A 13,307-nucleotide genomic window follows, 5' to 3' on the forward strand; every position below is an offset into this window, starting at 1 on the left:
ACGCTCTCTCCCGTTCAGCAGGTCTACGGGCTGCCCCGGGACACGGAACCGGCGACCGCCTTCGAGGAAGGCCTGCGGATTCGCCTCGACCTGGACCGGGCCAGCCACGATGTGCTGGAGGGGGATAACCGGAGCGGGGTGCTGTTCGACGGCGAGACACAGCGTACCGCGCTGAGCGCCTCGGGCCCCCTGCCCCGGGGGCTGGGGGCGTGGACCCTGGAGGTGCCCCACGTGGCCCATTCGGGGGGCTTCCTGGACGGGGCCATCGACACCTGGCACAGCGCCTTCGGGCTCCCGGAGGGCAACCGGCCCAACCGTTCAGCGAACAAGCTGCGTTATGTGGTGAGGGAGGACGACGACACGATCCTGGACCGGCAGCGCTCGGCCTCGGGCCTGGGGGACGTGGCGCTGGGGGCGCGGTTCCCCGTGGCCGAAGACGACGGGGAGGGCCGCGCCGCCGTGGGGGTGCGGGTGGAGGCGCCCACGGGCGACCCGGATCGGCTCCTCGGCAGCGGCGGCTGGGACACCAGCCTGTGGGCGGGAGGCACCCTGCCCGGCGCCACGTGGCTCGGTCCAGGGGCCCTCCACGGGGCGGCGGGAATGGTGGCGATGACCGGCTCGGAGGTGCTGGCCGACCTCCACCGGAACTGGGCGGGCTTTCTGCGGCTGGCGGGGGCGGTCCGGCCTGGCTCCGTCCTTACCCTGCGGGCCCAGATGGACGTCCATACGCCCTTCTATCGCAGCGAAGTCGGGACCCTGGGCAAACCGACGGCGGAAATCCGGCTGGGGATGGGTCTGGAGCTTCCGGGGTGGGGCCGGCTGGATCTGGGCTTTTCGGAGGACATCACGCCGGAGCGGGCCCCGGACGTCACCTTCCACCTGGGCTGGGAACGGCGCTTCGGCGACTGATGCCGCCCGGCAAGGGCTGTAGGAGCCCGCTTGAGCCGGCGAACCGGGGCCGACTAGCGGGCCTGCTACCGCAATCGCTCGCTGAAGCGAGCTCCTACGTAGGCCTTGGCGAGGGTGTGGGTTTGCGGGCCGGGCCGCGAACCCGGCGCTACTTCTGCTCCCACGGCAGCCCGGCGGCCTTCCAGCCGCCCTGGGTGCCCCGGTGGCCCTGCTCGTCCTTGTCGCCCTCGAAGCCCTGGAGCAGGTTGTAGGTCTCGGCGTACCCCTGCCGGGCCATGGCCTCCGCGGCCTTGCCGGAGCGCCCGCCGCTACGGCACATGAACACCAGCACCTGGGAGGTGTCGGTGCCCACCTCGGACTGCAGCTGGGCGGGGAAGTCCGGGTTGTACTCCATGCCCGGGTAGGTCTCCCACTCCACGTGCGTGCCCAGGGTCGGGTAGCCCACGAAGTCCCGCTCCGCCTGGGTGCGCACGTCCACCAGCTGGGCGTTGGGGAGCTTCTCCAGCACCGCGTAGGCCTCCTCGGGGGTCAGCTCGCCCGTGTAGTCCTTGCCCTTTTCCCGGGCGCGCTGCCGGGCGCGGTCGAGGATGGCCTGGGGATCCTCGTCGGGGATTCGGGAACCTTTGTCGGTCATGGACGTCTCCTGAACGTGGGAATCCGCCCCCCGCGCGGGACGGAGCTCCCATCCATGGGAATTTTCTGCGCCAATACGTTACCATCCAGGGCTGGAATTCTACGCCCAACCGGGCTCTCGGGGGAATTTGTCCCGGGGGCGGATGTACCGTTCCACAAGGTTTCTTTCTCCCCTCGGGGGAGCGCACATACAGGCAGGAGGAAGGCGGAATGAGCGAGCAGCCCAAGGCCGTGGCACTGCTCTCCGGCGGGCTGGACTCGATGCTGGCCGCCGCGGTGGCCAAGGAGCAGGGCGTCCACGTGGAAGGCATCAACTTCTTCACGGGCTTCTGCGTGGAGGGCCATACCCACGCCATCCGTCAGAAGGACAAGGACAAAGCCAAGCGCAACAATGCCCTGTGGTCCGCCGAGCAGGTGGGGATCAAGCTCCACATCGTCGACATCTCGCAGGAATACGTGGGGGTCGTCACCAACCCCAAGCACGGCTACGGGCAGAACCTCAACCCCTGCCTGGACTGCAAGGGCTTCATGGTGGCCAAGGCCCGCGAGTGGATGGAGGAAAACGGCTTCGACTTCATCATCACCGGCGAGGTGATCGGCCAGCGGCCCAAGTCCCAGCGGCGCGACACCTTCCCCATTATCGAGAAGGAGTCCGGGGCGGACGACCGGCTGCTGCGCCCCCTGTGCGCCAAGCAGCTGCCGCCCACGCTCCCCGAGCGGGAAGGCTGGGTGGACCGCGAGCGCCTCTACGACTTCACCGGGCGCTCGCGCAAACCGCAGATGGAGCTGGCGGAGCGGTTCGGCTTCGAGGAGTACAGCCAGCCGGCCGGCGGCTGCTGCTTCCTCACCGACGAGAACTTCTCCCGCAAACTGGCGGACCTGTGGCAGGCCCGCGGGAGCAAGGAGTACGACCTCGACGACGTCATGCTACTGAAGATGGGCCGCCACCTGCGCCCGGCGCCCAACTACAAGCTGATCATCGCCCGCGAGGACGGCGAGAACCGGTTCATGAACGGCTACCGCAAGCGCTTCCACGCCGTGCGGGACCTGGACTACCCGGGACCGTTGGCGCTGGTGCAGGGCGAGCCCGACGAGGCGGACCTAGAGACCGCGGCGCGCATCACGGCCCGCTACGGCAAGGGCCGCAGCGCCGAGCGCATCCGCGCGGAGATCACCCCGCCGGGCGGCGAGCCCTACGTGACCGAGGTGGCGCCCATGCCGCCCGCGCAGATCCCCGAGGAATGGCATGTCTGAGGAGAGGGAACGGGAATTCCTCGACGCCCGCAGCCTGCTGTGCCCCATGCCGGTGATCCGCGCCGGGGAGCGCATCGCCGAGCTGGAGCCGGGCACGGAGCTGGAGGTGCGCGCCAGCGACCCGGGGGTGCTGCACGACATCCCGGCCTGGTGCCGGGTCAACGGCCACACCGTCCTGGAGGCCCGCGACGACGGCGACGAGCAGGTGGTGGTCCTGCGGGTGGGCGCGGACGATGACCCAAGCGCCTGAGACCGGAACAGGCTCCGCGGCCGCCGATCCGGAGCGCACCGCGGCGGCGCAGAAGGTGACGGTGCTCGGCGCCGTCACCAACCTGGTGCTGGCCCTGGTGAAGACGGTGTTCGGCGTCTTCGCCAGCTCCCAGGCGCTGATCGCCGACGGCCTGCACTCCCTGTCCGACCTCCTCACCGACGCCCTGGTGCTGGTGGCGGTGCGCCTGGGCGCCCGGGAGCCGGACGCCGACCACCCCTACGGCCACGGCCGCTTCGAGACCCTGGCCACCGTGGTCCTGGGGCTGATCCTCATCGGCGCGGGCCTGGGCATCGCCGTCAACGCCGCCACCCGCCTCGCCGCCGGCGAGATCCCCCTGCCCACCTGGCCCGCCCTGGTGGCCGCCGCCTTCTCCATCGGCGCCAACGAGTGGCTGTTCCGGATCCAGGTGCGCATCGGTCGCAAGTACCAGGCCTCCAGCGTGGTGGCCAACGCCTGGCACCACCGCACCGACGCCCTCTCCTCGGTGGCCGCCCTGGTGGGCATCGCCGGCTCCATGATGGGCGTGCTGGTGCTGGACACCGTGGCCGCGGTGGCGGTGGCCTCCATGGTGATCTGGGCCGGCGGCAAGCTGGGCTGGGACGCCGTCAAGGAGCTGGTGGACACCGCCCTGGAGCGCGAGGAAGTGGAGCGCCTCCAGCGCCAGATGCTGCGCATCGAGGGGGTCAAGTCCGTCCACGGCCTCAAGACCCGCCGGATGGGCCCCGAGGCGCTAGTGGACGTCCACGTCCAGGTACCCGGAACCGTCAGCGTGTCCGAGGGCCACCAGATCGCCGAGCGGGTGCGCAAGCACCTCATCCGGAGCCATCCCGACGTCTCCGAGGTTCTGGTCCACGTGGACCCGGAGAACGACGAACAGGGCATCCCGCTGCTCCCCAACCGGGAAGAGGTCATGGCCGAGGTGTTCCGGTGCACGGAGGCCTTGGAGGACGACCTCGCCATCCGCGACTACACGGTCCACTATCTGGGGGGACGGATCACGCTGGAGCTGGCCGTGGAAGTGGACGCGCGCCACACTCTGGGGGAAGCGTACCGGATTGCCGAGCGGCTGCGGGAGGCGATCCGGGCGCAGACCCATGTCCACGACGTGCAGGTGCACCTGCACGTGCCCCACGGGGAAAGCGGCGAGACCGCCCCTTCCGGGGCCTGACCACACGCGAAGAAGGGGGACACGCACCCATGCCACTGCCCGCCACCGCCCGGCAGCCGCGCCTCGCCCCATTCCCGGGGCTGGCCCTCCCGTTGCTCCTGGCCCTCGGCGTCTGCTTGGCGGGGCCGGCCACCGCGGCCACCGTCTACAAGTGGACCGACGAGGACGGCAACGTACATTTCTCCGATTCCCCCCCGCCAGGCGTGGAGGACGTGGAGCGCCTGGAGATCGAGTCCAGCGCCCCGCGCCGGGAGGCTCCCGAAGAGGAGGAGGCCGAGGACGATGAGGACGAGGAAGAGGACGGCGGCGCCTCTGATGTGAACATCTCCCAGGCCGAGATCCAGGTGGAGAAGCTGGAAGAACAGGTGGAGAAGGCCAAGGAGATCTACGAGCAGGCCCGGGAAAACCGCGTCGAGGGAGAGAAGGTCCGCAAGGGCAGCGAGCAGAACTACGCCCGCTACCTGGAGCGGATCGAAGGGCTCAAGGAAGAAGAAGAACAGGCCGAGGAGCAGCTGGAGGAGCTCCGCCAGAAACTGGAGGAGGCCCGGGACCGGCTCGACGAGCTGCGCCAGGAGGATCAGGAAGAGTAGGCGGTCGACCCCGTTCGGGAGCGGCCCCCTGGCGCGGCCTCCGGCCTGGACGCCGCCGGTTCCGCTTTTCGACCTACGGTAAGGAGGTTTCTCATGCAGCAGCCCGTGGTGCTCATCGGCGTCGGCGAGATGGGCGGTGTGTTCGCCCACGGCCTTTTGCGGGCCGGCCACCCCGTCTATCCGGTCACCCGCGACATGGATCCGGCCCAGGCGGCGGCGAGCACCCCGGAGCCCGCCCTGGTCCTGGTGACCGTGGGCGAGAAGGACCTCCATCCCGTGCTGGCCGACCTGCCCCCGGCCTGGGCCGACCGGGTGGGCCTGATCCAGAACGAGCTGCTGCCTCGGGACTGGGAGGCCCACGACCTGCCGCAGCCCACGGCGTGCGCGGTGTGGTTCGAGAAGAAGCCCGGCAAGCCGGTGAACCCCATCATCGCCTCGCCCGCCCACGGCCCCAACGCCGACCTGCTGGTGGGCGCCCTGGACGCCATCGGCATCGGCGCGCGCAAGGTGGAAGATTACGACGAGATGCTCTTCGAGCTGGTGCGCAAGAACGTCTACATCCTCACCACCAACATCGCCGGGCTGGAAACGGGCGGCACCACCGGCGAGCTGTGGAACCACCACCGCGAGCTGGCCCAGCAGGTGGCCGACGAGGTGATGGACATCCAGGCATGGCTCACCGGCGCCGAGCTGGACCGCGAGCGGCTGGTGGCCGGCATGGCCGAGGCCATGCTCGCCGACCCCGAGCACGGCAACACCGGCCGCTCCGCCCCCGACCGCCTCGCCCGCGCCATCGGCTACGCCGACGAGGCGGGCCTGGAGGTGCTTAAGCTGCGGGCGCTGGCCAAGGAGCACGGCGCTCCCTGAAAACCGAAAACGCCAAACCGCCAAGTACGCCAAGGGTCGCCAAGAAAACGGCCCTAAACGTCACCGATCTCCCGTAGGAGCGGCGTCCTCGCCGCCACCTGCCGGAATAGGCAGCCAAACCGAAAGGCATCGCGGCGGGGACGCCGCTCCTACACCCAATTTTTGTCTTAATTGGCGTCCTTGGCGGTTCATCATCGACTCAGCTTCCGGAGACGACCCCCATGCCGCAATACCGCTCCCGCACCACCACCCACGGTCGCAACATGGCCGGCGCGCGCGCCCTGTGGCGAGCCACCGGTGTGAAGGACGACGACTTCGGCAAGCCCATCGTCGCCGTGGCCAACTCCTTCACCCAGTTCGTGCCGGGCCACGTCCACCTCAAGGACCTGGGCCAGCTGGTGGCCGGGGCGGTGGAGCAGGCCGGCGGCATCGCCAAGGAGTTCAACACCATCGCCGTGGACGACGGCATCGCCATGGGCCACGGCGGCATGCTCTACAGCCTGCCCTCGCGGGAGCTGATCGCCGACTCCATCGAGTACATGGTCAACGCCCACTGCGCCGACGCGCTGGTGTGCATCTCCAACTGCGACAAGATCACCCCGGGCATGCTCAACGCCGCCATGCGCCTGAACATCCCGGTGGTGTTCGTCTCCGGCGGCCCCATGGAGGCGGGCAAGACCAAGCTGGCGGGGAAGGACACCAAGCTCGACCTGGTGGACGCCATGGTCTACGCGGTGAACCCGGAGCTGTCCGACGAGGACATGGAGAACGTGGAGCGCTCCGCCTGCCCCACCTGCGGCTCCTGCTCCGGCATGTTCACCGCCAACTCCATGAACTGCCTCACCGAGGCCCTGGGACTGTCCCTGCCGGGCAACGGCTCCCTGCTGGCCACCCACGCCGACCGCAAGGCGCTGTTCGAGCAGGCCGGCGAGCTGGGGGTGGACCTGGCCAAGCGCTACTACGAGGGCGACGACGAGGCGGTGCTGCCGCGCTCCATCGCCACCTTCGAGGCCTTCGAGAACGCCATGTCCCTGGACATCGCCATGGGCGGCTCCACCAACACCGTGCTGCACCTGCTGGCGGCGGCGCGCGAGGGCGAGGTGGATTTCCAGATGGCCGACATCGACCGCCTGTCGCGGCGGGTGCCGCACCTGTCCAAGGTGGCGCCCTCCACCCAGCAGTACCACATGGAGGACGTCCACCGCGCCGGCGGCGTCATGGGCATCCTCGGCGAGCTGGAGCGCGGCGGCCTGCTGCACACCGACCTCCCCACCGTGCACAGCCCCACCATGGGCGAGGCCCTGGCGCGCTGGGACGTGCGCCGCACCGACGACGAGGCGGTGGTCTCCCGCTACCTGGCCGGCCCCGCCGGCATCCCCAGCCAGGACCCCTTCTTCCAGGCCACCCGCTGGCCGAGCCTGGACCTGGACCGGGAGACCGGGTGCATCCGGGACGTGGCGCATGCCTACAGCCCCGACGGCGGCCTGGCGGTGCTCTACGGCAACCTCGCCCCCGAAGGCTGCATCATCAAGACCGCCGGGGTGGACGAGTCCATCCTGCAGTTCACCGGCCCGGCGCGCATTTTCGAGAGCCAGGAGGCCGCCGTGGAGGCCATCCTCGGGGATAAGATCAACCCGGGCGACGTGGTGATCATCCGCTACGAGGGCCCCAAGGGCGGCCCCGGCATGCAGGAGATGCTCTACCCCACCAGCTACCTGAAGTCCAAGGGGCTGGGGGCGAAGTGCGCCCTGATCACCGACGGCCGCTTCTCCGGCGGCACCTCGGGGCTGTCCATCGGCCACGTCTCCCCGGAGGCGGCCCAGGGCGGCCCCATCGGCCTGGTGGAGGAGGGCGACACGGTGGTCATTGACATCCCGGGCCGCGCCATCGCCATCGACGCCGGCGAGGCGGAGCTGGAGCGGCGCCGGGCCGCCATGGAGCAGCGCGGCGCCCAGGCCTGGAGGCCCGCGGAGCGCCAACGGCCCGTCACCCAGGCCCTGCGCGCCTACGCCGCGCTCACCACCTCGGCCGCCCGCGGCGCCGTGCGCGATCTGTCGCAGGTGGAGGGCTGAGGGACCGCTGTCCGGCGGGCCTCCGGTAGGAGCCCGCTTTAGCGGGCGAATCCCCGATGGGCCGGGGTGCCTGTACAGCCATCGCCCGCTAAAACGGGCTCCTACGGACGGCTTCCTGCGGCCTCGGACGCCGTTGCACCCAGGGGCAGCCTGCTGGCCCCCTAAGCGGTTCGTCTGGTAAGGATGATTTTTCGGGCCAACCAAGGGGCACCACGCCATGCCGGATAACCGCCGCAGCCGCGCCACCACCGAGGGGGTGCGGCGCACCCCCAACCGCGCCATGCTGCGCGCCGTGGGCTTCGACGACGAGGACTTCGGCAAGCCCATCGTCGGGGTGGCCAGCGGCCACAGCACCATCACCCCCTGCAACGTGCGGATCGGCGACCAGGCCCGCCGCGCCGAGGAGGCCCTGCACGAGGCCGGGGCCATGCCCCAGCTGTTCGGCACCATCACCATCTCCGACGGCATCTCCATGGGCACCGAGGGCATGAAGTACTCCCTGGTGTCGCGGGAGGTGATCGCCGACTCCATCGAGACAGTCTGCCAGGGGCAGTCCATGGACGGCGTCATCGCCCTCGGCGGCTGCGACAAGAACATGCCCGGGGCCATGATCGGCATCGCGCGCATGAACATCCCGGCGGTGTTCGTCTACGGCGGCACCATCAAGCCCGGCTGGTACAAGGGCGAGGACCTGACCATCGTCTCCGCCTTCGAGGCGGTGGGCAAATACCAGGCCCACCGGCTGGCCGAGGAGGACCTGAAGGGGGTGGAGCGCAACGCCTGCCCCGGCGCCGGCTCCTGCGGCGGCATGTTCACCGCCAATACCATGTCCTCCGCCTTCGAGGCCATGGGCATGAGCCTGCCCTACTCCTCCACCATGGCCGCCGAGGACGAGGAGAAGGCCAAGTCCGCCGAGGACTCCGCCCGCGCCCTGGCCCACGCCATCCACGCGGAGATCCGGCCCCGCGACCTCCTCACCCGCGAGGCCTTCGAGAACGCCATCGCCGTGGTCATGGCCCTGGGCGGCTCCACCAACGCGGTGCTGCACCTGCTCGCCATCGCCCGCGCCGCCGAGGTGGACCTGTCCATCGACGACTTCGAGCGCATCCGCGGCCGGGTGCCCGTGCTGTGCGACCTCAAGCCCTCCGGGCGCTTCGTCACCACGCAGTTCCACCACGCCGGCGGCGTGCCCCGGGTGATGCGGATGCTGCTCGACCGGGGGCTGCTGCACGGCGGCTGCCGGACGGTCACCGGGGGGACCATCGCCGAGGTCCTTTCGGACGTGCCGCCCGACCCGGACCCCGACCAGGAGGTGATCCGCCCCTTCGACGACCCCGTGTACCCGCAGGGCCACCTGGCCATCCTCAAGGGCAACCTGGCCCCCGACGGGGCGGTGGCCAAGATCTCCGGGCTCAAGACCACCTCCATCACCGGTCCGGCCCGGGTCTTCGACTCCGAGGACGCCGCCATGGACGCCATCGAGCGCCGTGAGATCAACGCGGGCGACGTGGTGGTGATCCGCTACGAGGGCCCCAAGGGCGGGCCGGGCATGCGCGAGATGCTCGGGCCCACCTCGGCCCTGGTGGGACAGGGCCTCGGCGACTCGGTGGGCCTGATCACCGACGGCCGCTTCTCCGGCGGCACCTACGGCATGGTGGTGGGCCACGTGGCCCCCGAGGCGGCCGCCGGCGGCCCCATCGGCCTGCTGGAGGAGGGCGACCGGATCACCATCGACGCCGCACACCGCCTGCTGGCGGTGGACCTGGACCTGGAGAAGCTGGAGCGGCGCCTGGAGCGCTGGGAGCCGCCGGAACCCCGGTACACCCGGGGCATCCTGGCCAAATACGCCCGCCTCGCCCACGAGGCCCACCTCGGCGCCACCACCGATTGAGGACCCCGATGGAGGAATCCGGCAAGAGCGCCTTCGGGCTCCTGTCCATCGTCGGCCTGCTGGCCCTGCCCCTCCTGCTGGCCCTGCCCTTCCTGCCCCTGCTGAGCCTGGCCGGCGAGGCGGAGGTGCCCATGGAAAAGGTGGTGGAGGAGGGGCCATACCCCTGGGCCCCCGAAACGCTGGAGAAGGCCGGCGGCCAGGTGATGGCCATCGCCACCATCCGGCCCGGCTGGGGCCTGCCCACCACGGAGGAGGTCCATTGGGCCCTTGCCGGGGGCCTGCTGGCCGGTCTGGTCCTCGGCTGGTACCTGCGGCGCACGGCGGACCGCTGGGGCCGGGGCCACGGGACCTCCACGCAGCGTAGCCGCCTGGGCCACCTGGGGCAGGGGCTGGCCTGGGCGGTGCGGGACCGCGCCTTCTCACTGGCCGTTCCCGCCGCGCTGGTGGGGGCCCTGGAGCTGGTGCAGGCCCGGGAGCTTCCCGCGGCCTTCCTGCTGGAGGTGGCCCTGGGTCTGTTCGCCGCCTATCGCCTCGGCGTGGCCCTGTTCCCCGTTTTATTGCGTCCCTTCGAATCCGACGACCTGGCCAAACGACTGGCCCAGCCAGGGGTCAAACGCCTCTGGAACGCCGGGCGCGGCCTGTTCGCCGTAACCGGCGTGGTGGCCTTCCTGCTCATCGCCCACCTGCACTACCCCCTGCCGGTGGAGCTGCAGTCGGTGGTCCTCCTCTTCCTCACCCTGCTGGCCCTGCCGCCCCTGTGGGGGCTGCGTAACCGGGCGGGCTGGCGGAGCATCGGCGGGGCGGAGCCGGGCCTCCCGATGACCCCGGCCCGGGAGGTGGCCCTCGGGCTCGGACGGCTCCTGGTGGCCGCCACCGCCCTGGGCCTGCCGGCCCTGGCCGCCGCGGGCCACCACCGGCTGGCCGGGTTCCTGCTCCTCAACCTCCTTACCTCCATCCTGCTCCTGCTGGCGGCGGGCGCCCTGGCCACCGGCCTGGGGCGCGGGGTCGGCCGCCTCAAGCAGGGGCGGCCCCCCGAGAGCCTCGCGCCCATCCTGACCCCCGACCGTCAGGCCAACGCCGTGGACCTGCTGGCCGTGCTGGTACGGGGGGTGGTGCTGCTGGGCGGGCTGCTCAGCGTCCTGGCCCTCTGGCAGTTCCCCCTGGAGCGGGTCTGGTGGTCCATCCGCCCGGTGCTGTTCGGGTTCCACATCGGCCAGTACGAGTTCTCCCTGGTCGGGGTAGGGGTCGGGCTGGCCGTGTTCCTGGTGGTGTTCTATTTCGGCCGCTGGCTGCGGGCGGGCCTCCACCACCGCATCCTGCCCCGCTTCACGCCCGACGTCGGGCTGCGCAACAGCATCTCGTCGCTGGTGTTCTATGCGGTGCTGGTGGTGGGCGCCTTCATCGCCATCTCCGCCGCCGGCTTCGACCTCACCAACCTCGCCATCATCGCCGGCGCCCTGTCCGTGGGCATCGGCTTCGGCCTGCAGAACATCATCAACAACTTCGTCTCCGGCCTGATCCTGCTCTTCGAGCGCCCCATCAAGGTGGGCGACGTGGTGGAGTACCAGGGCCAGTGGGCGGAGGTGCTGCACATCCGGGTGCGCTCCACCGTGGTGCGCACCTACGACCGGGCCGAGCTGATCGTGCCCAACTCGGAGCTGGTGTCCTTCACGGTCACCAACTGGACCCACTCCGACTACCGCACCCGGCTGATCATCCCCGTGGGGGTGGCCTACGGCTCCGATACCCAGCAGGTGCGGGAGCTCCTCCTCCGGGCGGCCCGGGAGCATCCGGAGGTCTATCCGGACCCGGAGCCGGCGGTTTTCTTCCGGGACTTCGGCGACAACGCCCTGCTCTTCGAGCTGCGCTGCTTCACCCACCTCGACAACGTCCTGGGGGTCCCCTCGGACCTGCGCTTCCGCATCGACGCCCTGTTCCGGGAGCACGGCATCACCATTCCCTTCCCCCAGCGGGACGTGCACCTCGCCACCACCGCCCAGGAGGAACCGCCCTCGCGGGATCTGGCCTCCGGCCCGGCGCCGCAGGGAGGCCCCTGAGGGCCCGACCGGGGGGCAACTTGGCAAAGATCAAGTAAGGGGGGAATCAGAGGGGCCGGATCTTCCGGCCCCGTGGCAGGTTGGTCCAATCACCCTCATTCCACGATCGGGTACCCCGCATGAGGCCGGACCTCTATGCAGCCGTAGCCAGAGTGGCGAGTCCCGCCGTTCTCGGTTACCTGCTCTGGCGCACTGTCGGTCAGCGCCGGGGCGGGCGCTACCTGCGGCAGCGCCTGGGCTGGGGGCTCCCCAAGGGGCCCTTCGATTTCTGGTTCCACTGCGTATCGGTGGGAGAGGTGCAGGCCGCCGCGCCCCTGGTGCAGGCGCTGGCGGCGGCCCAGCCCGGACGGCGCTTCCTGGTCACCACCTGCACGGCCACCGGCGCCGAAACGGCCGCCCGCCAGCTACCCCCGAGCGCCCGCCATGCCTATCTGCCGGTGGATCTTCCCGGGGCCGTTCGCCGCTTCTTCCGGCGGACCCGTCCCCGCTGCGCCTTCATCGTGGAGACCGAGCTCTGGCCCCACCTCTTCCGGGGCTGCCATAAGCACGGCATTCCCCTGTACATCATCAACGGCCGCCTTTCCGAAAAGACCCTCCGAGCCCCCGCCTGGCTGCGCGCCGCCTTCCGCTCCGCGTTGTCCGCGGTGGACGCCTGCCTGGCCCGCTCCGCGGAGGATGCGGGCCGTTTCGAGGAGCTGGGCCTGCCCGGGGAGCGAATCCGGGTATTGGGCAACCTGAAGTTCGCCCGGACGGGGGCCATCGCCGAGGAGGCGCCTGCGGAGCCGCCCCTCCCGTACCCCTACGCCCTCGCCGGCTCCACCCACACCGGGGAAGAGGCCCGGCTCGGCGCCCTGTGGAAGCAGCAGGAGCGCAACGGCCGCCTGCTCGTCATCGCCCCCCGCCACCCCCAGCGCCGGAACACCATTCTGAGGGAGCTGCGCAAATTGGACCTCAACGTTGCCGTGCGCAGCTGGGGGGAGGCCGTCACCGCGGACACGGAGGTCTACCTGGCGGACACGCTGGGCGAGCTGACCTGGTTCATGGCCCACGCGGAGGTGGTGTTTTTGGGCGGGTCGCTGGTGCCCATCGGCGGGCACAACCTGCTCGAGCCGGCTGCCCTGGGCCGGTCGGTGGTGGTGGGACCCCACATGGAGAAGTTCCAATCGGAATGCGACGAGCTGTGCGCCGCCGGCGGGGCGGTCCAGGTGGGGGGCAGCGAAGAGCTAGAGGCCCTCCTGCCCCGCCTCCTTGCGGACCGCGAGCGGCGACGGGCCATCGGTGAGGCAGGCCGGTGCTTCGTCGGGGGCCAGGAGGGCGTGCTGGAGCGGTACCTGGAGACCCTGGGGGAACTGCTCCCCGAGCGCCTGGGACCGCGGACCGTCTCCCCCGGCAAGGCGGCAGAGGTTCCGCCCGGCGGGGAGTCCGGTCCGGCCCGGCCCGAGCCCGCCCACTGAGGGGGCATCGCCGCTAGGCGCTCCGGTCAGGCCTTGGCCGACCTGTACTCGTAATTGTAGTAATAGCCGTGCCCGTAGCGGCCGTAGGCCCGCGAGCTGGGGCTCGCGGCCAGGTCGTTGAAGATCATGCCGGTTACCCGC

At 70.8% G+C, this 13,307-nt stretch carries 11 protein-coding genes; 10 read left to right on the forward strand and 1 reads right to left on the reverse strand.

Going from position 1 to position 13,307, the window contains the following annotated elements:
* The coding region (locus ACLFRB_RS10585; protein ID WP_411068979.1) for a DUF3187 family protein at positions 1-909 on the forward strand (909 nt) is incomplete at its 5' end.
* A gap of 148 nt (positions 910-1,057) precedes the next feature.
* Here the strand turns inward: ACLFRB_RS10585 and ACLFRB_RS10590 are convergent.
* Positions 1,058-1,543: a rhodanese-like domain-containing protein gene (locus tag ACLFRB_RS10590; protein WP_411068980.1), complete on the reverse strand. Its 486-nt coding sequence runs from the start codon at positions 1,541-1,543 to the stop codon at positions 1,058-1,060.
* 209 nt (positions 1,544-1,752) lie between these two features.
* Between ACLFRB_RS10590 and ACLFRB_RS10595 the strand changes: the two genes are divergently transcribed.
* The 9 genes from ACLFRB_RS10595 to ACLFRB_RS10635 all read left to right on the forward strand — a co-directional run bounded on the left by ACLFRB_RS10595 (position 1,753) and on the right by ACLFRB_RS10635 (position 13,166).
* The gene (locus ACLFRB_RS10595; protein WP_411068981.1) at positions 1,753-2,796 is read left to right on the forward strand and encodes a tRNA (5-methylaminomethyl-2-thiouridylate)-methyltransferase; all 1,044 of its coding nucleotides are present in this window, start codon (positions 1,753-1,755) and stop codon (positions 2,794-2,796) included.
* Complete coding sequence (locus ACLFRB_RS10600; RefSeq protein ID WP_411068982.1) at positions 2,789-3,046, forward strand: sulfurtransferase TusA family protein; 258 nt, start codon at positions 2,789-2,791, stop codon at positions 3,044-3,046. The genes ACLFRB_RS10595 and ACLFRB_RS10600 overlap by 8 nt, the downstream gene beginning before the upstream one ends.
* Positions 3,030-4,235 (forward strand): cation diffusion facilitator family transporter, encoded by a 1,206-nt coding sequence (locus ACLFRB_RS10605; protein WP_411068983.1) that lies wholly within the window; start codon positions 3,030-3,032, stop codon positions 4,233-4,235. The genes ACLFRB_RS10600 and ACLFRB_RS10605 overlap by 17 nt, the downstream gene beginning before the upstream one ends.
* A gap of 29 nt (positions 4,236-4,264) precedes the next feature.
* Positions 4,265-4,825, forward strand: coding sequence for a DUF4124 domain-containing protein (locus ACLFRB_RS10610; protein ID WP_411068984.1), 561 nt, complete (start codon positions 4,265-4,267; stop codon positions 4,823-4,825).
* 93 nt (positions 4,826-4,918) lie between these two features.
* Complete coding sequence (locus ACLFRB_RS10615) at positions 4,919-5,692, forward strand: ketopantoate reductase family protein (protein ID WP_411068985.1); 774 nt, start codon at positions 4,919-4,921, stop codon at positions 5,690-5,692.
* Positions 5,693-5,913: 221 nt separating this feature from the next.
* The gene (gene ilvD, locus ACLFRB_RS10620) at positions 5,914-7,764 is read left to right on the forward strand and encodes a dihydroxy-acid dehydratase (protein WP_411068986.1); all 1,851 of its coding nucleotides are present in this window, start codon (positions 5,914-5,916) and stop codon (positions 7,762-7,764) included.
* A 217-nt stretch (positions 7,765-7,981) separates the two neighbouring features.
* The gene (gene ilvD / locus ACLFRB_RS10625; protein ID WP_411068987.1) at positions 7,982-9,655 is read left to right on the forward strand and encodes a dihydroxy-acid dehydratase; all 1,674 of its coding nucleotides are present in this window, start codon (positions 7,982-7,984) and stop codon (positions 9,653-9,655) included.
* 8 nt (positions 9,656-9,663) lie between these two features.
* Complete coding sequence (locus ACLFRB_RS10630) at positions 9,664-11,712, forward strand: mechanosensitive ion channel family protein (protein WP_411068988.1); 2,049 nt, start codon at positions 9,664-9,666, stop codon at positions 11,710-11,712.
* A 152-nt stretch (positions 11,713-11,864) separates the two neighbouring features.
* A complete protein-coding gene (locus tag ACLFRB_RS10635; RefSeq protein ID WP_411068989.1) occupies positions 11,865-13,166 on the forward strand; it encodes a 3-deoxy-D-manno-octulosonic acid transferase in 1,302 nt (433 codons plus the stop codon).
* The last annotated feature ends 141 nt before the right edge of the window (positions 13,167-13,307 follow it).

It is taken from the genome of Thiohalorhabdus sp. (assembly GCF_046545655.1).
GTDB lineage: Bacteria > Pseudomonadota > Gammaproteobacteria > Thiohalorhabdales > Thiohalorhabdaceae > Thiohalorhabdus.

Excerpts from the sequence above, each read along its gene's own strand:
- ACLFRB_RS10605 (WP_411068983.1), top strand. The coding sequence starts at position 3,030 with ATGACCCAAGCGCCTGAGACCGGAACAGGCTCCGCGGCCGCCGATCCG.
- ACLFRB_RS10615 (WP_411068985.1), top strand. The coding sequence starts at position 4,919 with ATGCAGCAGCCCGTGGTGCTCATCGGCGTCGGCGAGATGGGCGGTGTG.
- ACLFRB_RS10590 (WP_411068980.1), bottom strand. The coding sequence starts at position 1,543 with ATGACCGACAAAGGTTCCCGAATCCCCGACGAGGATCCCCAGGCCATC.
- ACLFRB_RS10630 (WP_411068988.1), top strand. The coding sequence starts at position 9,664 with ATGGAGGAATCCGGCAAGAGCGCCTTCGGGCTCCTGTCCATCGTCGGC.
- ilvD (WP_411068987.1), top strand. The coding sequence starts at position 7,982 with ATGCCGGATAACCGCCGCAGCCGCGCCACCACCGAGGGGGTGCGGCGC.
- ACLFRB_RS10610 (WP_411068984.1), top strand. The coding sequence starts at position 4,265 with ATGCCACTGCCCGCCACCGCCCGGCAGCCGCGCCTCGCCCCATTCCCG.
- ilvD (WP_411068986.1), top strand. The coding sequence starts at position 5,914 with ATGCCGCAATACCGCTCCCGCACCACCACCCACGGTCGCAACATGGCC.
- ACLFRB_RS10600 (WP_411068982.1), top strand. The coding sequence starts at position 2,789 with ATGTCTGAGGAGAGGGAACGGGAATTCCTCGACGCCCGCAGCCTGCTG.
- ACLFRB_RS10595 (WP_411068981.1), top strand. The coding sequence starts at position 1,753 with ATGAGCGAGCAGCCCAAGGCCGTGGCACTGCTCTCCGGCGGGCTGGAC.